Source organism: Nonomuraea sp. N2-4H, from assembly GCF_045291505.1.
In the GTDB taxonomy this organism is placed as follows: Bacteria; Actinomycetota; Actinomycetes; order Streptosporangiales; family Streptosporangiaceae; genus Nonomuraea; species Nonomuraea fastidiosa.
This window is the reverse complement of sequence record NZ_CP147987.1, coordinates 1,970,482-1,991,324: the sequence shown is the minus strand read 5'-3', so window position 1 is coordinate 1,991,324 and position 20,843 is coordinate 1,970,482. Positions and strand designations below refer to the sequence as shown.

15 protein-coding genes and 1 pseudogene are annotated in these 20,843 nt (G+C 73.4%); 13 read left to right on the top strand and 3 right to left on the bottom strand.

The genetic code is table 11. The features are described 5' to 3' along the window. Positions 1-68: 68 nt before the first annotated feature. Complete coding sequence (locus tag WBK31_RS09025; protein WP_364065544.1) at positions 69-1,823, top strand: glycoside hydrolase family 15 protein; 1,755 nt, start codon at positions 69-71, stop codon at positions 1,821-1,823. Positions 1,824-1,826: 3 nt separating this feature from the next. Here WBK31_RS09025 and WBK31_RS09020 read toward each other — a convergent pair whose 3' ends face one another. Further along, positions 1,827-2,762, bottom strand: a complete 936-nt coding sequence (locus WBK31_RS09020) for a transglycosylase SLT domain-containing protein (RefSeq protein WP_406674610.1) — start codon at positions 2,760-2,762, stop codon at positions 1,827-1,829. Between the two features lie 307 nt (positions 2,763-3,069). Here WBK31_RS09020 and WBK31_RS09015 point away from each other — a divergent pair, with 307 nt between their 5' ends. Continuing rightward, positions 3,070-4,314, top strand: coding sequence for an AMP-binding protein (locus WBK31_RS09015; RefSeq protein WP_364065550.1), 1,245 nt, complete (start codon positions 3,070-3,072; stop codon positions 4,312-4,314). Positions 4,315-4,993: 679 nt separating this feature from the next. Here WBK31_RS09015 and WBK31_RS09010 read toward each other — a convergent pair. Continuing rightward, positions 4,994-6,236, bottom strand: a pseudogene (locus tag WBK31_RS09010) (IS256 family transposase). Positions 6,237-6,659: 423 nt separating this feature from the next. Between WBK31_RS09010 and WBK31_RS09005 the strand changes: the two are divergent. Further along, entirely contained in the window at positions 6,660-7,928 is a 1,269-nt protein-coding gene (locus WBK31_RS09005) for a serine/threonine-protein kinase (protein WP_406674609.1), read from the top strand. Then, on the top strand, positions 7,922-9,064 hold the full coding sequence (locus WBK31_RS09000) for a WD40 repeat domain-containing protein (protein ID WP_406674608.1): 1,143 nt from the start codon (positions 7,922-7,924) through the stop codon (positions 9,062-9,064). Before WBK31_RS09005 ends, WBK31_RS09000 begins: the two co-directional genes overlap by 7 nt. Positions 9,065-9,101: 37 nt before the next feature. Here the strand turns inward: WBK31_RS09000 and WBK31_RS08995 are convergent, their stop codons facing one another. Next, on the bottom strand, positions 9,102-10,358 hold the full coding sequence (locus WBK31_RS08995) for a cation:proton antiporter (RefSeq protein ID WP_364065556.1): 1,257 nt from the start codon (positions 10,356-10,358) through the stop codon (positions 9,102-9,104). Between the two features lie 559 nt (positions 10,359-10,917). Between WBK31_RS08995 and WBK31_RS08990 the strand changes: the two genes are divergently transcribed. The 9 genes from WBK31_RS08990 to WBK31_RS08950 all read left to right on the top strand — a co-directional run bounded on the left by WBK31_RS08990 (position 10,918) and on the right by WBK31_RS08950 (position 20,477). Beyond that, positions 10,918-12,738, top strand: a complete 1,821-nt coding sequence (locus tag WBK31_RS08990) for an aldehyde ferredoxin oxidoreductase C-terminal domain-containing protein (protein WP_378790088.1) — start codon at positions 10,918-10,920, stop codon at positions 12,736-12,738. A 250-nt stretch (positions 12,739-12,988) separates the two neighbouring features. After that, positions 12,989-13,747, top strand: a complete 759-nt coding sequence (locus tag WBK31_RS08985; protein ID WP_378790089.1) for an SDR family NAD(P)-dependent oxidoreductase — start codon at positions 12,989-12,991, stop codon at positions 13,745-13,747. A gap of 2 nt (positions 13,748-13,749) precedes the next feature. Beyond that, positions 13,750-15,096: an adenylosuccinate lyase family protein gene (locus WBK31_RS08980; protein WP_364065565.1), complete on the top strand. Its 1,347-nt coding sequence runs from the start codon at positions 13,750-13,752 to the stop codon at positions 15,094-15,096. Next, entirely contained in the window at positions 15,089-16,036 is a 948-nt protein-coding gene (locus WBK31_RS08975) for a thiamine pyrophosphate-dependent dehydrogenase E1 component subunit alpha (protein ID WP_364065568.1), read from the top strand. Before WBK31_RS08980 ends, WBK31_RS08975 begins: the two co-directional genes overlap by 8 nt. Beyond that, entirely contained in the window at positions 16,029-17,003 is a 975-nt protein-coding gene (locus WBK31_RS08970; protein ID WP_364065571.1) for a transketolase C-terminal domain-containing protein, read from the top strand. The genes WBK31_RS08975 and WBK31_RS08970 overlap by 8 nt, the downstream gene beginning before the upstream one ends. A 37-nt stretch (positions 17,004-17,040) precedes the next feature. Continuing rightward, positions 17,041-17,502 (top strand): VOC family protein, encoded by a 462-nt coding sequence (locus tag WBK31_RS08965; protein ID WP_406674607.1) that lies wholly within the window; start codon positions 17,041-17,043, stop codon positions 17,500-17,502. Between the two features lie 34 nt (positions 17,503-17,536). Further along, on the top strand, positions 17,537-18,382 hold the full coding sequence (locus tag WBK31_RS08960) for an amidohydrolase family protein (protein ID WP_364065577.1): 846 nt from the start codon (positions 17,537-17,539) through the stop codon (positions 18,380-18,382). After that, entirely contained in the window at positions 18,379-19,467 is a 1,089-nt protein-coding gene (locus tag WBK31_RS08955) for a Gfo/Idh/MocA family oxidoreductase (protein ID WP_364065580.1), read from the top strand. Before WBK31_RS08960 ends, WBK31_RS08955 begins: the two co-directional genes overlap by 4 nt. After that, complete coding sequence (locus WBK31_RS08950) at positions 19,464-20,477, top strand: LacI family DNA-binding transcriptional regulator (RefSeq protein ID WP_406674606.1); 1,014 nt, start codon at positions 19,464-19,466, stop codon at positions 20,475-20,477. Before WBK31_RS08955 ends, WBK31_RS08950 begins: the two co-directional genes overlap by 4 nt. Positions 20,478-20,843 lie beyond the last annotated feature (366 nt).

Here is a 20,843-nt window from a genome sequence, read left to right as displayed (position 1 = left end):
CGGGCCGGACATGACGCGACATGATCGGCCCGGGCCCGGGATCACCCCGCGCCGAGTACCGTCTAGGCATGCGGATCGAGGATTACGCCCTGATCGGAGACATGCAGTCAGCCGCGCTCGTGGCGCGGGACGGTTCGATCGACTGGCTCTGCCTGCCCAGGTTCGACTCACCCGCGTGCTTTGCGGCGCTGCTCGGCAACGAGCGCAATGGGCACTGGTGGCTCGGGCCGACGGGCCGCAAGCCGGCCACCCGGCGCCGCTACCGTCCCGACACGCTCATCCTGGAGAGCGAGTGGGACACTCCGACGGGCACCGTCCGCGTGATCGACTTCATGCCGCCCCGCGACCGCAACCCCGACGTCGTCCGCATCGTCGAAGGCGTCTCCGGCACCGTCGAGATGTCCACCCAGCTGCGCGTGCGCTTCGACTACGGCCGCATCGTGCCCTGGGTGCGCCGCCACAACGGCCACCTGCAGGCCATCGGCGGCCCCGACTCGGTGTGGCTGCACTCCCCCGTGCCGCTCAAGGGCGGCGACTACGCGCACCGGGCCACGTTCAAGGTCAGCGAGGGCGAGCGGCTGCCGTTCGTGTTCACCTGGCACCCGTCGCACGAGCCGATGCCGCCGCAGATCGAGTGCGAGAACCAGCTCGACGAGACCGAGTCGTTCTGGGCCGAGTGGGTGGCCAAGTGCACCTACTCGGGGCCGTACCGCGACGCCGTGGTGCGGTCGCTGATCACGCTGAAGGGGCTCACGTACGCGCCGACCGGCGGCATCGTCGCCGCCGCCACCACGTCGCTGCCCGAGGACCTCGGCGGGGTGCGCAACTGGGACTACCGCTTCTGCTGGCTGCGCGATGCGACCCTCACGCTGGACGCGCTCATCAGCTCCGGCTACCTGGAGGAGGCCGCCGACTGGCGCGGCTGGCTGCTGCGCGCCATCGCCGGCCGCCCCCAGGACCTGCAGATCATGTACGGCGTCGCGGGCGAACGCCGCCTGCCCGAGCTGATGCTCGACTGGCTCGACGGCTACGAGGGTTCCCGCCCGGTCCGCATCGGCAACGAGGCCGTCAAGCAGCTCCAGCTCGACGTGTACGGCGAGGTGATGAACTGCCTGTTCACCTCCCGCAGCCGCGGCCTGTGGCCGGACGACCGCGCCTGGACGATTCAGCGCCAGCTCCTCGACTACGTGGAGGACCACTGGGACGAGCCCGACGAGGGCCTGTGGGAGGTGCGCGGGCCGCGCCGCCACTTCGTGCACTCCAAGGTGATGTGCTGGGTGGCGCTCGACCGGGCCGTCAAGTACGTCGAGCAGTTCGGCCGCGTCGGGCCGGTCGACAAGTGGCGCAGGCTGCGCGACGCCATCCACGCCGAGGTCTGCGACAAGGGCTTCGACGCCCGGCGCAACACCTTCACCCAGTCGTACGGCTCGTCCGAGCTGGACGCCGCGCTGCTGATGATCCCCCTCGTGGGCTTCCTGCCCATCGACGACCCGCGCGTGACCGGCACGGTCGCGGCCATCGAGAAGGAGCTGATGTCCGACGGGTTCGTGCTGCGCTATCCGCTGGCCGCCGACAACGACGTGGACGGCCTGCCCGGCGGCGAGGGCGCGTTCCTTGCGTGCAGCTTCTGGCTGGTCGAGGTGATGGCCATGCAGGGGCGCAAGGAGGAGGCCAAGGAGCTGTTCGAACGGCTGCTGGCCCTCCGTAACGACGTGGGGCTGCTGGCCGAGGAGTACGACCCCCGCTACGGGCGGCTCGTCGGGAACTTCCCGCAGGCGTTCAGCCACGTGCCCTTGGTGCACGCGGCCCGCGCGCTGTCCTGAGCTTCAGGGCCCGGTGAGGCGGCGCTCGCCTTCCGTCGTGAGCACGAAGACCTGCCAGGCGTAATAGGCGTAGTAGGCGCGCGGGTCGCGCTTGATCTGGCGGGCGTGCAGCAGGATCGCGTCCACGTACGCCTGCGAGGGGTTGTAGGCGTGCAGGGCCCGCCGGTAGTCGCGCGGCGCGCCGGTGGCCTTGAGGTAGTTGGCGGCCCCCATGACGGCGTCGTGCGGGTCCTGCACGTCGCCGCCCAGCCCGTACGCCTTCCAGGTGGCCGGCATGAACTGCATCGGCCCCTGCGCGCCCGCGTGGCTGTCCGACCTGACCCGCCCGAACTTCGTCTCGGCGAACATCACCGCCGCCAGCACCTCCCACTCGACCCCGAAGCGGCGCTCGGCCTTCTTGAAGTAGCCGAGCAGCTCGCCGGCCGGGCGGGGGTCGCGGACCTTGAACACCTTGGACGGCTCGATCGGCCGGGTCAGCGCGAACAGCTCGCGCAGCGCCTCGGTGTTGTCCTCGGCCTGCGACCTGAGCTTGGCGGGCAGGCGGGCGAACGCCTTGGAGGCCAGGCCGGGGTGGCGGGCGGTGTAGCGGTAGAGGCGCTGCTGGTAGAGGGCGAGCAGCTCGACGTCCTCCGGCAGCTCCTCAGGGTCGGGCTCGCCGCCCTTCGTCCAGGCGTCGATCGCCTTGTTGAGCCTGGTGGTGGTGTCGCGGAGGGCGGCGGCCAGTTTGTCAGCATTTTTGGGGATTTTTGTGCCGGGTTCCGGCAGCCGTTCGACGTCCGGGGTCTGCGCGGGGGCCCGCTTTGGAACGGTCGGCGTGGCCGGTGGGGCGCTGCCCGCGTCCGCGCTCTGCGCCGGGGTGCCGCAGGCCGCCGTGAACAGGATCGCGGCGGCGGTGGCGAGCGCGGGCGCCCGGCGGAACTGCGTGTGGCGTGCCTCCATGGAGAGGCAACCTACCCGGTACGGCCCGGCGGCGGCTGAGGCCACGCCCGTGTCACCCGTACGGGGCCGGGAGCCGCTGACGCACCGATCAAGCGCCGACCCGGTCAGGGCCGTATGCAGCGACCCGGCGAGGCGGCGCCCCCCTGTCCGGCCGTCACCGAACCCCGTTACAGAAGTGGGAGCGCTCCCAACAAAGGGGACCCACATGTGAGCGCTCCCGCACTCCTCTCCGTGATGTTGCCAAAACGTTGTTTAGCGAAATTCCAGGTAGGAGCGTTCTTTTCAGCCGTTCTCCGGAGGCGGGCCCGTGGAGTCGCCGGTTTCGTTGACCGCGGCGCTTTCGCGTCCCTACCCTGGAAGTTGTTGGGAGCGTTCCCACGACTTCTGTTCGCGGGTGTTCGTAGCGGGCGTTCGGTCCGGTCTCCGCGTCGAGACCACCATGCCTGTCCGTACGAAGGATGGCGCGATGCGCGAAATGCCGCAGGTGGAGATTCCGATCCGGCACAGGGACGACGGCGAGCCCGACGGTCCCGCCCGGCCACTGCCCGGCAGGTCCGGGATGGTGCTGCTGTTCGAGGAGTGGGCGGCCAAGGCCCCGGACCGGGCGGCCGTGGTGGACCGCGAGGGCACCGTCTCGTATGGCGAGCTCAACGCCGCCGCCGACCTGCTCGCCCGCCGCCTCATCGAGGCCGGCGCGGGGAGCCGCCACGCGCGGGACCGCGGAGCGGCGACCCACGCGACGGTGAACGGTCGGGCGGCGGACCGGACCGCCCGCGCCATCGGTTCGCCTGCGGCGGGTGGCGCGGATCGCGCCACCGGTGGTGCCGGCGGCGCGTCGGTGGCCGGACGCACCGACGGCACCACCCCCGGCCAGAGGGCGAACGGCACGGGCAGCCCTGCAGGCGCGCCGGCACCCGGCGATGCGACCGCTGGGTGGCCGGCCGGTGACGCCGGCTACCACGCCGGCGCCACGGTGACGGGTGGCACCGCCGCTGACGAGGTGACCTACGGCACCGGCGGTTCGGTGACCGGCAGCGCGACCGGTCATCGCGCTGAGCCGGTGACCAGCGGCGCGACCGGTCACCGTGCTGAGCCGGTGAGCGGCAGCGCGACCGATCATCGCGCCGCGCCGGTGACCGACGGCACGACTGGTCACCGCGCCGCGCCGGTGACCGACGGCACGACCGGTCAGAACGGCGAGGCGGTTGCGGACGGCGCGGCCGGCACCACGTTCGCACCGAAGTCCAGCGAGATGAGCACCGGCGGCCACGGGGGCGCGGCCGGTGAGGTGGTGGCGATCCTCGCGGGACGTACGGCCGGGACCATGGCCGGGATGCTCGCCGCGATGAAGGCCGGCGCCGCCTACCTCCCGCTGGATCCGGAATATCCGGCCTCCAGACTCGAGCTGGTCCTGCGCGACTCGGGGGCCAGAACCGTACTCGTGCCCGACGGGCTGAGGGAGCGCCTGCCCGCTTTCGATGGCACGGTGCTGGAGCTACCGGTCTTCGGAAAGAGCCAGACACCCGACATGGCCAGAACCGCGGCCGGGTGACCGGGACACCGTCCGGCCACGTCTTGGTCCACTCCTGGCGCAGCCGAGACAGGTCGGTAACCGCCCCTTCCAGACACCGGTCGTGGGCAAGCGCCGCATCGGTGCTGCCGGGGACGCGACCTCCCGCCCGGCATGCCCTCGCGCCCGGCCGCACGGCCCTCCTCGGCGCGCGATCTCCTTCGACGCGCGGCCTCCTGCCCGGTGCACGCAGCCCCTGCCCGGTACATACGGCCCCTGCCCGGTGCACACGGCTCTTGCCCGGTGTACGGCCTCTGCCGGATGCGCAACCTCCCGCCTGACACCCGCACCTCCCTCCGCGCGTCACCGCTGGGATGGGGATCACGCCCAATCGGAGGGTCCCTTGCCGGAGTTACGTCCCGTCGAGTGGTGTAGAACCGGCCCTCATCAGCGCGTGGCGTCGCGCCTAAGCGCGGCGACTCTGGCCCGATGCGCGGCTCCCCTGCCCGATGCCCGACTCCCCTCCCCGACGCACGCCCGCGCCCGCAACAGCGCTCCCGGGTCGCGACCCCGGCCGGCAGCCCGACGGTGAGCGGCGACCGGGCATCGGCCGCGACCCGCCGCCGGCTCGCCATCAAGGCGGCTCCCCTGCTCGATGCGCGGGGTCACGTCCACGGACGTGGTGTAAGAACCGATCTTCGCGTGATCCTGTTTCTGCAGGTTAAGCGGTAAGTGTCTGTGGGAGTGGGTTCTGGGCGGGTGTGTCGCCGGCAACGACGCGGATGCGGGCTTTGGCGAGGATGTCCAGGCCCATGTAGCGGCGGGCTTCGACCCATTCGTCGGTCTGCTCGGCCAGTACGGCGCCGATGAGGCGGATGATCGCCGTGCGGTCGGGGAAGATGCCGACCACGTCGGTGCGGCGGCGGATCTCCTTGTTCAGCCGTTCCTGCGGGTTGTTCGACCAGATCTGCGGCCAGATCTCGCGGGGGAAGGCGGCGAAGGCCAGCAGATCGTCCCGGGCGGCGTCCAGGTGCTCGGCGGCGGTCGGATGCTTGGCTTCCAGCGTTTGCACGACCCAGGCGTGCTGGGCGCGCACCGAGGCGGCATCCGGCTGGTCGAAGATGGTGCGCACCAGCGTGGCCACGAACGGCTGCGCGGACTTGTTCACGCAGGTGAGCAGGTTGCGCAGGTAGTGGGTGCGGCAGCGCTGCCAGGACGCCCCGGCCACCGTGGCGCCGATCGCGGCCACCAGCCCGGCGTGGCAGTCGGAGATCACCAGCTGCACTCCGGACAGGCCGCGGGCGACCAGGCCGCGCAGGAAGGCCGGCCAGCCCGCGCCGTCTTCAGCCGAAGTGACGTCCAGGCCGAGGATCTCGCGCCGTCCGTCGGCGTTCACCCCGGTGGCGACCAGCACGTGGACGTTGACGATCCGCCCGCCCTCGCGCACCTTCTGCGTCAAAGCGTCCAGCCAGACGAACGTGTACGGCCCGGCATCCAGTGCGCGGGTGCGGAAGGCGTCGACCTGCTCATCGAGCGTCTTGGCCATCTGCGAGACCTGGCTTTTGGAGATGTGCGTGATGCCGAGCTGCTCGATCAGCTTGTCGACCCGCCTTGTGGAGACGCCGAGCAGGTAGCTGGTGGCCACGACGCTGATCAGTGCTTGCTCGGCCCGCCGCCTGCGTTCCAGCAGCCAGTCCGGAAAGTAGGAGCCCGACCGCAGTTTGGGGATGGCCAGCTCGATCGTGCCGGCCCGGGTGTCCCACTCACGCGCCCGGTAGCCGTTGCGCCGGTTGGTCCGCTCGGTACTGCGCCGGCCGTCAGCCGGCTCCGCACAGGGTGTCGGCCTCGGCCGACATCAACGCCTCGGCCATGGTCTTCACCATGGATCGCAACATGTCGGGGTCGCCGGACTGGATCTGCTGCGCCAGCCACTGCTCGGGCGTCACACTGTTGTCCGCGGCCATCACGTGTCCTCCTTCGATCTTGGACTAGCTACTCGAAGGATCACGCGATGGCCGTCACCATTTCACGGCACCACGCCAGCTGACCAGGTCAAACTCGTACACCACTCCCGTGGACGCAACCATGCGCGGCGACCGTTCGGTGCCCGGGCGCTCCCGTCCAGTGCCTGACCTCCCGCGCAGCGGGGAGCCCGCTTGAGAGGCGAGAGCCGGATCAGGTGGTCAGGCGGTGGGGTGCCGGTCGCCGTGAGGCGTGGCATCGGCCCCTTGGCCTCCGGTGCATCGGTCGCGATGGCGGCTGAGGACGTCTTCTCCCCCTGCGGTCATGAGGTTGTCTGACCGTGTCTGACAGGCGGGGGTTCGGGAGGAAGCGGCGCGGGCGGGCTTATCGTATTGGTCGCCAACAAAGGTCGTGAAAGGAGCGGGATGCCGGACATGCGCCCGCTCCGTCCCACCGACCCCGACCGTGTCGGCGGCTACCGGCTCCTCGGCGTGCTCGGCTCCGGCGGGCAGGGCACCGTCTATCGCGGCGTCGGCGACGAGGGGCGCGAGGTCGCCGTCAAGCTGCTGCACAGCCATCTCGCCCAGGACGGCGACGTCAAGCGCGGGTTCCTGCGGGAGGTGGAGGCGGCGCGGCGGGTCGCCGCGTTCTGCACGGCGGCGGTGCTGGACGTCGGCGTGCTGGACGACCGGCCGTACATCGTCAGCGAGTACGTCCCCGGCGACACGCTCCTGACCGTCGTACGGACCTCGGGGCCCCGCACCGGCGGTGCGCTGCACCGGCTGGCGATCGCGACGCTCACCGCGCTGGCCGCCATCCACCAGGCGGGGATCGTGCACCGGGACTTCAAGCCGGGCAACGTCCTCATGGGGCCGGACGGGCCCGTCGTCATCGACTTCGGCATCGCCAAGGCTCTCGACGCGACCTCCGCGACGTCGGGGGCGGTGGGGACGCCGGCGTACATGTCGCCCGAGCAGTTCCGCGGCGAGCGGGTGGGGCCTGCGTCGGACATGTTCAGCTGGGCAGGGACGATGGTGTTCGCGGCCACGGGGCACCCGCCGTTCCGCGGCGAGGCGATGGCCGTGATCATGAACAGGATCCTGAGCGGTGCGCCCGACCTGGACGGCGTGCCCGCGTCCCTGCGCGGCCTGGTAGAAGCCTGCCTTGCCAAGGACCCCGCTCACCGCCCCTCCCCCGCCGACCTGCTCAACACCCTGATCCGCCCGGCCATCTCATCCCCGGTCTCCTCGCTCTCCGCCTCCGCTCCGGACGCCGCCCCGCCAGCGCCCGGCACCGGCCCTTCAGGACGGCCCGCAAAGGGTGCGGCCGCCTCGGGCTCACGCCCCGCCGCGCCACCCGACGGCTCAGGTGTGTCTCCCGCCGTTCCGCCGCCCGCACGCGAGCCGGGCTTCTCAGGAGCGTCCCCTGTCGCGCCGTCTTCCGGGCACGGGGCCGGCGGGTCAGGAGCGCGGCCGGTCGCGTACGGACCTGGCTCGACCCCTGGCGCGGCACCGGCACCGGCACCGACGCCAGCGCCGGCGCCGCACGGGCCGGATGCGCCTGGTTCGCGCCCGCCGCGACCCGGCCGGCCCTCGCCCGAAGCACCCGGTCGCCTCTCCCCGAAGCGCCCGGCGAGGCCCCGGGGATCGACGGCGAGGAGAGCCGGGAGGGTGGGGTCAGTCGGCGGGTGCTGATCGGCGGGGTGGTGGCGGCGGCCCTCGGCGGGTCGGCGTTCCTGCTGCTGCGGCCGGACGGCGGTCCCGCGGGTCAGGACGACGGGCGGCCGGGCGGCGAGATGTCGCCGAGTCAGGCGGCGGACGGGCGTGCAGAAACCGGAACCCCGTCGGCCGAGACGACGGTGGAGCCGTTCGGGGCGGAGATCGCCGGCCCGGCGGCGCTGCCGCGCGGTAAGGACGGGGACCCGACGGCGCTGGCCGCGGCCGGGGGCACGGTGGTGTGCGGCACCGGCAAGGGCGTCCTGTTCGGCTGGGACATGCGCAGCCCCGCGGCGCGGCTGGGCGACGGCGGTGACGGGGTGACGTCGGTGGCGGCGGGCGCCCTGGACGGCCGGACGGTCGTGGTGTCCGGGCATGAGGACGGCCGGATGCGCCTGTGGGACGCCTCCGGCAAGCGGTTGGCCGATCACCGGGCGAAGGACCGGATCAGGGGCGTCACCGTGGCGGGCCGCGCGGTGGCGGTGTCGGAGCGGCACGACCTCGTCCAAGACCAGTACAGCCTGGTCCGCCTGTGGGACGTCGCCACCGGCGAGCAGATCGGCCCCGGCCTCACCGACCACTTCGGGGGCGTCAAGTGCCTGACGTTCGGCCACCTGGACGGCGAGGACCTCCTGGTGACGGGTGACGGCGCGAACCGGGTGCGGCTCTGGCGGCTGTCGTCGGGGACGTTGCTGCGCTCGTTCACGACGGGCGAGGAGGGCGGCATCGAGCTGGTGGCGTGCGCGCGGGTCAAGGGCGCGCCGGCGCTGGTCTCCACGCATTTCGACGCCACCCTGCGCGTGCACGATCTGGCGACCGGCGAACGCATCGGCAAGTGGAACTTCAGCTCTTGGAGCCCCGACGACCGGGGCGTGACGGCGCTGGTCGCGGGCCTGCTGGGCGACACGCCGATCGCGGTTGCGGCGCACGCTCCCGGCGGCAAGGTGACCGTACGGGTCTGGAACCTGGACGACGGCGAGGTCATCGGCCATCTCGGTCTCCGTGACGAAAGCGCCGTCTACCACGTGGCGATCGCCGAGCTGGACGGCCGGCCCGTCGTCGCCGGGGCGGACGAGCGGGGCAGGTTGCACGTCTGGAGCCTCGGCCCGCCTTGAGCACCCTTGGCGACCAGGCGCGAGGTCCCGGCCGGCGTCAGCCCTCTGACGCGGCGGCGCGGCGGTCGCGGATGGCGTCCACGCGCCGCATCACCGGCGTGGCCGTCACGCCGTGCAGCACCACCGAGACGACGATCGTGAACCCGGTCACCGCCCACAGCTCCTCGGCGGGTACGCCGAAGTCCGCCTCGCCCAGCGCGTACGCCAGATAGAACAGCGACCCGATCCCCCGGATGCCGAAGAACGAGACGGCCAGCCGCTCCCTGGGCCCCGCGCGGCCGCGCCACTGGCTCAGCCAGCCCGCCAGCGGCCGGATCACCAGCACGAGCAGCAGCCCGACGGCCGCGCCGCGCCAGGTGAGCGCCGCCAGCCCGCCGGTGGCGACGAACCCGCCGAGCAGGAGCAGCAGCCAGGCGGTGAACAGCCGTTCGAGCTGCTCGACGAACCCGTGCAGCACGTTGTTGTAGCCATGCCCGCGCTCGGCGTTCCTGATGGCGCAGGCGGTGACGAACACGGCGATGAAGCCGTAGCCGTGGATCAGCTCCGTCACCCCGTACGCCAGGAAGGTGGCCGCCAGCGCGACGAACCCGTCACGGCGCTCCGACAGGGGCCGCCCGCCCGCCGCGCCGTGGAAGAACAGCCTCCCGAGCAGGTACCCGATCAGCAGGCCCGACGCCAGGCCGGCGACGGTGCGGTGGAGCACGTCGGTCAGCGCCCACTCCCCCAGGCGGCCGGCGCCGGTGGACACGGCGACGGCGATGGCGGCGTACACGAAGGGGAAGGCGAGCCCGTCGTTGAGCCCCGCCTCGGAGGTGAGGGCGAAGCGGACCTCGTCGTCGGCGTTCTCGGCGTCCACGGGCTCGCCGACCTGCACGTCGGAGGCGAGCACCGGGTCGGTGGGCGCGAGTACGGCACCGAGCAGCAGCGCCGCCGCGAACGGCCAGCCGGGCAGCGCGACAGCCGCCGCGGCCACCATGAGCACGGTGATCGGCATGGCGAGGCCGAGCAGCCGCCAGGTCGTGGACCAGCGGCGCGCGCCGACCGGCCGGTTGATGGCCAGGCCCGCGCCCATGAGGGAGATCACGACGCACAGCTCGGCGATGTGCTCGAGCGCCGTACGGTGGACGATCGGGTCGGGGTCGGGCAGGCCGATGGGTAACGCGAACAGCAGCACGCCTGCCACCAGGTAGACCAGCGGCAGGGAGACGGGGCGGCGGGCCAGCACGTCGGGCAGGATGGCGGCGAGCAGCGCGGCCGCGCCGCCGAGGGCCAGCATGAGGTCAAGGGTGGGCATCACCCCGGACACTGCCCGGAAGATCACTGACTTATCACCTATGTCCGCTCCACGTTCGCCCGTCGGAGAGGCCGCGGCCCGGACGGCTCGGCGCAGGGTGCCTCGCGCGCGCCACGGCCAGGCGAGCGACGGCGCGCCGAACGGCCGAGCACGCGCGCTGGGAGCTCGGGCGAGAACCGGAGGGCACCGGCTTCGGGTGAAGGAACAGCAGGCCGGGGCGGTCCCGCCGGTGGCGCAGACCGGCTTCGGGTGAAGGAACAGCAGGCCGGGGCGGTCCCGCCGGTGGCGCGGACCGGCTTCGGGTGAAGGAACGGCAGGCCGGGGCGAATGTCCCGCCCGGTGGCGCGGCGGGCGAGGGTGCGGTGTCCCGGGTGGTGGCGGATGTACCGGGAGGCGAGCCGGCGAGCGCACTCAGGGAGTTCCGGCGGGCGCCGCCTGCCGAGGCGGGGCGCGGGACAGCCTGCCGAGACGGGGTTTCGGAGTGAAGGGTTGCGCTTTTTCCGCGTCATGTGATGTTGTGCCGCCCGATCCCCTCGTTTGACTCCAGGAGGCCGGGCGAATGCCGTTCATCGTTGATGTGACCAGCGGAGACGTCGAGAAGGAAGACCGGACTTCGGAGAAGGGACATTACGGCGGGACCGTGCTCGGCCTGCGGTTGCTGAACGAGCGGACGGTGCCGGGGCTCGACCCGTACGACCCGCGCACTCTGCTGTACGTCGCCGCGGGAATGCTCGGCGGGACGTTGGCGCCGGGGCTGGCCAAGGCGGTGTTCCTGGCGAAGTCGCCGTTGACGGGTGTGGCCGGTGAGGCGCACGCGCTTGGACCGTTCGCGGCGGGGATGCGGGCGTCCGGTGCGCGGGCGCTGGCGGTGACGGGGCGTGCGGAGCGGTTGTCGTACGTGCTGGTCGAGGACGGCCGGGTGAGCGTGCACGCGTGTCCCGAGCTGCGGGGGCTGGGAGTGGCCGAGACCACGGACGCGCTGCGCGCGAAGCACGGCGGCGAGGCGCACGTGGCGGCGATAGGCCCGGCGGGCGAGCACCTGGTGCGGTACGCCTCCGTGGTGACCGATCACGCCTTCGCGGCGGGCCGGTACGGGCTCGGCGCGGTGTTCGGGTCCAAGAACCTCAAGGCCATCGTGTGCGCGGGCGGCGGCGCGCCCGCCGAGGTGGCCGACCCGGGCAAGATAGCCGCGCTGGACACCTACTACCGCGGCGCGCTGGCCACGAACCCGCTCGCCGCGCTCCAGGCGAGCGTGCCGGGGTTCGCGGGCTGGATCGATCCGCTCGCCCCCGGCTACGCCTCGGTCCGCAACTTCTCCGAGACCGGCGAGCCCGGCCTGCGCGTCCCTGCCACCGAGGACTACGACGGCCGCGCGGTGTCCACCTCCGGCTGCTGCCCCGGCTGCCCGAACGACTGCATCAAGATCTTCGCCCCGCCCGGCGGCGGCGAGCGGCGGACCGGCGGGCTGGGCCAGGAGGCGTTCCTGTCGCTCGGCTGGAACCTCGGCATCGACGACCTCGACGCCGTGCTCGCCGCCAACGCCCGCTGCAACGACCTCGGCCTCGACGTGGTCTCGCTGGGCGGCACGCTCGCGTTCGCGATGGAGTGCGCGCAGCGCGGGCTGCTGCCGGACGGTCCCGCGTTCGGTGACACGGCGGCGCTCAAGAGCCTGATCGAGGACGTCGCCACCCGCTCGGGCGCCCTCGGCGACCTGCTGGCGGAGGGTTCGGCCAGAGCGGCGCGGCGCATCGGCCCCGAGGCGGTGCCGTACGCGATGACGGCCAAGGGCGCCGAGCTGCCGTGCTTCGACCCGCGCCCGCAGCCGGGGCTCGGGCTCGGGTACGCCCTGGCACCCGGCGGCCCGCGCTACGACGCCCTTGAGCACGACCTCGACTTCGACCCGGTCGCCGGGCTCGGCTACAGCTTCCCCGAGGCCGCCAGGGTCGGCGCGGCACCCGCGCCGGCCGGGCGGCTGAACGAGGAGCGGGGCCGGCGCAGCGCCCGGTTGCTGCGGCTGTGGAGCGCGCTGGACGCGCTGAACCTGTGCGTGTTCGCCTCGACGCCGACCCGCCCGCTCACCGTCGATCACCTGATCTCGCTGGTGACGGCCGTGCTCGGGGAGAAGTTCACGCTCAAGGACCTGCTCGCGGCCGGCCAGGCGAGGCTGGACGGGATGCGCGCGTACGCCCTGCGCGAGGGCCGCGACGCCGGGGCGGACGCGCAGGACTTCCCCGACCGGCTGAGCGAGGAGCTGCCGGCGCGGCTGCACGACGAGCCCATCGCGGAGGGCCCGTACGAGGGCGCCGTGCTCGACCGGGAGGCGTTCGCGCGGGCGCGCCGCGCCTTCTACGAGGAGCTGGGCTGGAAAGACGGCTCGTGACGAGGCGCGCTGCGGCGGCGGCGCGACACTGAGCCCCGCCGCCGCAGCGGCCACGGGACGCGCGAGGAAGCCGCCGCGGTCACCGGCCCGCCCCGCCGCCGTGACCGCTGACCGCGGCCACCACCGCGCGCCGTCAAACCGCCCATTCAGCGAAATATCCCGATAAAAACGATTGAACGCCCCCTTGTTCCATTTCCAGCCGCGCTGTTATCGTGCGGTCAATCGTTTGACCGAGGCAGAGGGAGAGGGGATGCCTGTCACGATCGACCTGACCGGCCGCACCGCGCTCGTCACCGGCGGCGCGGGCGGCCTCGGGTTCGCCTGCGCCCGCGCCCTGGCCGACGCGGGAGCCGACGTCGTGCTCTCCGACCTGGAGGGCCCGCGCCTGACCGAGGCGGCGGCCGAGCTCGGCGTCGCGGCGCGGCCCGCCGACCTGACCGACCGCGCCCAGGCCGTCTCCCTGGTCGCCGATCTCGACCGCATCGACGTGCTGGTCAACTGCGCCGGGATCATGCGCACCACGCCGCTGCTCGACATCGAGCCCGATGAGTGGCTGCGCGTCGTGGACGTCAACCTCAACGCCACCTTCTGGCTGACGCAGGCGGCCGGCCGCAGGATGGCCGGGCAGGGCGGCGGCTCGATCGTGACGCTGGCCTCGGTGGCCGCCCGCTCGGGACGGCCGAACGCGGCCCACTACTCGGCGGCCAAGACGGCGCTGCTGTCGCTGACCAAGTCGGCGGCGGAAGCGCTGGCCCCCGTCCGGGTGAACGCGGTCTGCCCCGGCGTCTTCCTCACCCCCATGTGGGAGGAGATCCTCAGCGACCGCGACCGCCGCTTCGGCCCGCGGGCCGGCGAGAGCCACCTGAAGGAGGTCAGCGGGCGCACGCCGCTCAAGCGCCCCGGGCGGCCCGAGGAGGTGGCGTCGGCGGTGCTGTTCCTGGCCAGCGACCTGGCGTCGTTCGTGACCGGCCAGGCCCTGAACGTCGACGGCGGACTGGAGATGAACTGACCTTGAGCAAGCAGACGTTCAAACTGCTGCCCGAGCTGTTCGGCGACGCCGCGATGGCCGAGATCTTCTCCGCCGAGCGCACGGTGCTGGCCTGGCTGCGCACCGAGGCGGCGCTGGCCAGGGCGCAGGCCGAAGCGGGCGTGATCGGCCACGGGGACGCGGCGGCCATCGCCGCGGCGTGCGTGCCGGCGACGGTGGACATGCCCCGCCTGTGGTCGGAGGCGGTCAACGTGGGCTACCCGATACTCCCCCTCGTACGGATGATCTCCGCGGCGCTGCCGGAGGGTCCCGACGGCCGCGTGCACTACGGCGCGACCACCCAGGACATCATGGACACCGGTCTGGCGCTACAGCTCGGCGAGGCGCTCGACCGGCTGGCGGAGCTGCTCGGCGCGTTCGGTGACGCGGTGGCGCGGCTGGTGGAGGAGCACGCCGGCACGGTGATCGCCGCCCGCACGCACGCCCAGCAGGCGGTGCCGACGACGTTCGGGGCGAAGATGGCGGTGCTGCTCGCGGAGGTGACCAGGCAGCGCGAACGGGTGGCGGCGGCGGCGCGGCAGGTGCGGGTGGTGTCGCTGTTCGGCGCGGGCGGCACCTCGGCCGCCATGGGCGGGCGCTCGTCGCAGGTGCGCGCGGCGATGGCGCGCGAGCTGGGCCTGCGCACGACCGAGGTGCCCTGGCACGTGGCCAGGGACGGCGTGGCGGAGTTCGGCGTGACGTGCGCGTCGCTGGCGGCGACGGCGGCCCGCTTCGCCCGCGAGGTCGTGGACCTGTCGCGGACCGAGGTGGGCGAGGTGCGCGAGGCGGGCGGCCATCACCGGGGCGCCTCGTCGACGATGCCGCAGAAGGCCAACCCGATCGGCTGCGAGGCGGTGATCGGCATGTCGGGCACGGCGGGCGCGCTCAGCTCGGGCCTGTTCCGCGCGATGGAGGCCGGGCACGAGCGGGCGGCCGGCGAGTGGCAGGTCGAGTGGTACGTGGTGCCGCTGCTGGCCGAGCTGGCCGCGGGCGCGCTGGCCACGGCCGCCGACGTGGCGGGCGGCCTGCGCGTCTATCCGGAGGCGATGCGCGCCAACCTGGACGCGGAGGGCGGCCTGATCATGGCGGAGGCGTACATGATGCGCCTGGCGCCCGCGCTGGGCCGCGAGCGCGCGCACGACCTGGTCTACCGGGCGGCGCACGAGGCGCGCGAGCACGGCAGGGCGCTGGCCGACGCGCTGCGCGAGACGGCCGGGCCGGGCGACCTGGAGAGCCTGGGCCCGCTGCCCATCCCGCCGGAGTCCTACATCGGCGACGCCGGGGCCATCTGCGCCGCGGCCCTGAAGGCCTGGAGGCACGAGCATGAGTGAGAGACGGCTGGCGGACCTGCTGGCCATGTGGCGGATCCGCGCGTTCGAGGAGCAGGTGCGGGAGCTGCGGGCGCAGGGCCCCATCGTCGGGTCGGTGCACCTGTGCATCGGGCAGGAGGCGATCCCGGTCGGCGCGTGCGGCGAGCTGGATCCGCAGGACGCGCTGTTCGCGACCTACCGGGGGCACGGCTGGGCGCTGGCCCGTGGGGTTCCCGCGCAGCCGCTGTTCGCGGAGCTGATGGGCCGGGCGGGCGGGGTCAACGGCGGGCGCGGCGGTTCTGCGTACTTCACCGCGGCCGACTACGGCTTTCACGGCGAGAACTCGATCGTCGGCGCGGGCGCGCCGCTGGCCTGCGGCGCGGCGCTGGCGGGCCGGTACGACGGCTCCGGCCGGGTCGCGGTGAGCGTGTTCGGCGACGGCGCGATGAACCAGGGCGCGGTGCACGAGGCGCTGAACTTCGCCGCCGCTTTCCGGCTGCCGGTGGTGTTCATCTGCGAGAACAACCGCTACTCGGAGCTGACGCCGATCTCCGGCATGGTGGGCAACCCGCGCCTGTCCGAGCGCGCCGCCGGATACGGGATGCCGGGCCGGCGCGTGGACGGCAACGACGCCGAGGCGGTGCGCTTCCACGTGCGCGACGCGATCGAGGTGGCCCGGGAGGGCGGCGGGCCGACGCTGCTGGAGTGCATGACGGACCGGCTGGTCGGCCACTACATCGGCGACGCCGAGACCTACCGGCAGCCGGGCGAGCTGGACCGGATCAGGAGCAGGGAGCCGATCGCGCGGCTGCGCGCGGGCCTGCTGGCCGACGGCGTGCCGGAGGCGGAGATCGACGCGGTGGAGCGGCGGGCCCGCGAGGAGATGGCGGCCGCGGCGGCGGCCGCGCAGGCGGAGCCGCTCGCCGACCCCGCCACAGCGAGGGAGCACCTGTATGCGTGAGCTGACCTACGGTGAGGCCGTGAACGCGGCCCTGCACCGGGTGATGGAGGAGCTGCCGGAGACGCTGGTCTACGGCGAGGACGTGGCCGTGCCGGGCGGCGTGTTCGGGGTGACGCGGGGGCTGCGCGGGCGGTACGGCGAGCGGGTCTTCGACACCCCGATCAGCGAGTCGGCGATCCTGGGCAGCGCGGTGGGCGCGGCGATGTTCGGCCGCCGCCCGATCGTGGAGATCATGTGGGCCGACTTCTCGCTGGTGGCGCTGGACCAGATCGTCAACCAGGCGGCCAACGTGCGCTACGTGTCGGGCGGCAGGCTGGCGGCGCCGCTGACGATCCGTACGCAGCAGGGCAACGCGCCGGGCGCGTGCGCGCAGCACTCGCAGTCGCTGGAGGCGCTGTTCCTGCACGTGCCGGGGCTGCGGGTGTGCATGCCGAGCACCCCGCAGGACGCCTACGACCTGCTGGTGACGGCGGTGCACTGCGACGACCCGGTGCTGGTGATCGAGAACCGCACGCTCTACTTCGGCCCCAAGGAGCCGGTCGAGACGGGCGGCGCGGTCAGGCCGGTGGGCGGGGCGCGCACCCGCCGCGACGGCTCGGACGTGACGATCGTGACCTGGGGCGCGATGACGCACCGGGTGCTGGATGCGGCGGGACGGCTGGCCGGGGAGGGCATCGAGGCGCAGGTGCTGGAGACGCCGTGGCTGAACCCGTTCGACCTCGACGCGGTGCTCGCGGGGGTGTCGCGCACGGGCAGGCTCGCGGTCGTCCACGAGGCGAACGTCACCGGCGGCTTCGGCGCCGAGGTCGTCGCCCGGGTCACGGAGGCGGGGGCGCCCCTGCTCGCGCCGCCGATCAGGATCGGCACGCCGGACGTGCGGATCCCGGCCGCGCCGGTGCTGGCCGGGGCGCTGGTGCCGGACGCCGCCAGGATCGCGGCGGAGGTACGGGGACTGGTCAAGGGCTGACGGCGGCGCGGCCGGCCGCCGGACAGGAGGCGATGCGATGAGAGGCGTCTGGCATTTCTCGTTCACGGTGGCCGACCTGGACAGGAGCGTGGCCTTCTACCGCGACCTGCTCGGCTTCACGCTCGTGCACACGCAGGTGCAGGACAACGACTACACCCGCCGCCTGGTCGGCTACCCCGACGCGGTGCTGCGGGTGGCCCAGCTCGCGGTGCCGGGACAGCCGCGCGGCGTCTCCACCCACGACCTGGAGCTGGTCGAGTACGTCCGGCCGCGCGGTGCGCCCCGCGACCCGGCCCGCCACCTGCCCGGCGCCGCCCACCTGGCGCTCACCGTCGAGGACGCCCGCGCCGAGCACGCCAGGCTGTCGGCCGCGGGAGTGCGCTTCGTCAACCCGCCCGCCGAGATCACCGCGGGCGTGAACAAGGGCGGTTACGCCTGCTACTTCCTCGACCCGGACGAGATCACGCTGGAGCTCGTCCAATCTCCTGCTACCTTGTGACGCTCAAACGATTGATCATGGGAAGGGGAGCTGGATGACCGTCATCGACGCCCACCAGCACTTCTGGAACCTGGAGACGGGTTCGTACCCCTGGCTGACGCCGGAGTCGGGGCCGATCTTCCGTACGTTCGAGCCGCCGGAGCTGCTGCCCCAGCTCACCGCGGCCGGGGTGGACCGCACGGTCCTGGTGCAGGCGATGGACTCCTATGAGGACACCGGCGCGATGCTCGCCCAGGCCGACGCCTACGACGTCATCGGCGCGGTGGTCGGCTGGGTGCCGCTGCTGCGGCCCGAGGAGGCGGCCGAGGCGCTGGAGCGGTACCGGCGGCATCCGAAGTTCGCGGGCGTCCGGCACCTCATCCACGACGAGCCCGACCCCGACTGGGTGCTGCAGGAGCCGGTGATCGAAGGGTTGAAGCTGCTGGCGGCGGCCGGGGTGCCGTTCGACGTGGTGGCGGTGCTGCCGCGCCACCTGGAGCACGTGCCGGTGCTGGCCGAGCGGGTGCCGGGGCTGCGCATGGTGATCGACCACCTGGCCAAGCCGCCGATCAAGGAGAAGGGCTGGGAGCCCTGGGCGTCGCTGCTGGCCAGGGCGGCGGAGTGCCCGGACGTGTACGCCAAGGTGTCGGGGCTCAACACCGCGGCCGACGCCGAGACGTGGACGGGTGAGGACCTGCGGCCGTACGTCGAGCACGCGATCGAGCTGTTCGGCCCCGAGCGGCTGATGTTCGGCAGCGACTGGCCGGTCGCCACGCTCGCCGGCGACTACGCCAAGGTGTGGCGGGAGACGCTGGTCGCGCTGTCGGGCCTGGACGAGGCCGGCCGCGCGCAGGTGCTCGGCGGCACCGCGGCCCGCTTCTACGGGATGGAGGAGCAGTGATCGACGTTTTCGCGCCCATCGCGGCCGCCGCCGATCTGACGATCCCGGCCGGGCACCGCCGGCCGGTCGCGATCGTGGGCGCCGGGGCCATCGTGGACGTGGCCCACCTGCCCGCCTACCGGCAGGCCGGGCTGGAGGTGACCGGCCTGTACGACCTGAACGCGGAACGCGCCGCCGAGGTGGCCGCCCGGCACGGGGTGCCGCGCGTGTACGGGTCGCTGGAGGAGCTGCTGGCCGACGAGCGGGCCGAGGTCGTGGACATCGCGGTCGCGCCGGCCGCGCAGCCCGGCATCGCGCGGCAGGCCCTGGAGGCGGGCAAGCACCTGCTGTGCCAGAAGCCGTTCGCGCCCGACGTGGCCACCGGGCGGGAGCTGGTGGAGCTGGCGGGCAAGGCCGGCCGCAAGATCGCGGTCAACCAGCAGCTCCGCTTCGACGAGGGCATCGCGGCCGCCCGCGCCATGGTGCGTCAGGGGTGGATCGGCGCGCCGACGGCGATGACGTTCACCGTCGACATCTTCACCGACTGGAGCGCCTGGGACTGGCTGGTCACCACCGACCGGCTGGAGATCGTCTACCACTCGATCCACTACCTCGACGCGATCAGATCCGTGCTGGGCGACCCCGAGCTGGTCTTCTGCACCGGCAGCCGCACGCCGGGGCAGGTCGCCAAGGGCGAGACGCGCACGATGAGCACGCTGGTCTATCCGGGCGAGGTGCGGGCGCTGGTGCACGCCACCCACGAGAACCGCACCGGCGACGGCGAGGCGACCTTCCGCATCGACGGCACCGAGGGCGCGATCAAGGGCACGCTCGGCCTGCTGTACGACTATCCGCACGGCCGCCCCGACACCCTGGAGGTGAACAGCCGGGTGCTGCCGACGGACGGCTGGCTGCCGTACCCGGTGACCCGGCGCTGGCTGCCCGACGCGGTGGCCGGGCCGATGGGGTCGCTGCTGCGGGCGATCGCCGAGGGCGGCGAGCCGGAGACCTCGGGCGCCGACAACCTCGGAACGCTGCGCCTGCTCGACGCGCTCTACCGGTCGATGGACAGCGGCCAGAGCGTACGCCCGGGATCGCCGTCATGAAGCGCGCCCGCGTGACGCTCGCCGACGTCGCCGCGGTCGCGAAGGTCGACAGGGCCGTGGTCTCGCGGGTCGTCAACAAGGACCCGACGCTCAACATCCGGCAGGAGACGCGCGAGCGCGTGCTCGCCGCCATCGAGGAGCTGGGCTACCGGCCGAACGTGGCCGCGCGCAGCCTGCGCACCTCGCGGGCGCACATGTTCGGGCTGTTCATCCCCGACTTCGCCAACCCCGTCTACGCCGAAATCATCAAGGGCGCGGAGGCGGAGGCGGCCGCGCAGGGCTACGTGCTGGTCACCGGCAGCGCGATCGGGGCCGGGCTCGGCGAGTACATGGACCGCATCGGGCAGGGCCGCATCGACGGGCTGCTGCTGGCCGGGACCGGCGACGACTCCGGCCTGACCGCGCAGCTCGACCGGGCGGCGATCCCGTGGCTGATGCTCAACAACCGCAGCAGGGGCGTCAAGCGCTACGTCATCCTCGACGACCAGCGGGCCGCCGCGCTCGCCGTCGAGCACCTGGTGCGCCTCGGCCACCGCCGCATCGCGCATCTGGCGGGCCCGTCCCGCGCCGACACGGCCGCGCGCAGGTCGGCGGGCTACTCGGCGGCCATGCGCGACGCCGGCCTGCCGGAGGGGCCGATCACGGCGGCCGACTACACGCCCGCGGGCGGGGCGGCGGCGATGGCCAGGCTGCTCGCGAACGCCCCCGAGGGCGAGCGGCCGACGGCGGTGTTCGTCGCGAACGTGGCCTCGGCGATCGGGGCGATGGACGCCGCGCGGGCGGCCGGGCTGGAGATCCCGCGCGACGTGTCGATCGTCGCGGTGCACGATCTCGACCTGGCCGGCTATCTCAACCCGGCGCTCACCACCGTCCGGATGCCGCTGGCCGAGCTGGGCCGGCGCGGGGTGACGCTGCTGGGCGGCCTCGACCCGGACGCGACGGTGGCCGAGGTGCTGGCCGGGCCGATCGAGCTGATCCAGCGCCGCTCCACCGCTCCCCCACCGAGCTGAGCCCGCCGCCGCTCCCCTGCCCCCACCGAGCTGAGCCCGCCGCCGCTCCCCTGCTCCCACCGAGCTGAGCCCGCCGCCCGGAGCCGGCCGCAGCGGGCCAGGCGCAGCGGGCCAGGCCATGGGGCACCGCGCTGAGACTGTCAGGCCGGATCACGGCCACGGCGGAGCCCGGCCGGACGCGGGGCCGTCCGGCCGGTGCGGGTGACGCGGCGCAGCTTCCGGCGGCGCTGATGCCGAGCGCTGATGTTAGCGCTAACATCACGGTTCGAAAGCGGCCCGAACCTACGAACGTCAAGCCGCCGCGTCAAGACCCGCCCCCGCGCCGCACCGCATCGCCGCAGCTCAGGAGCAAGCGACGGGAGCCGG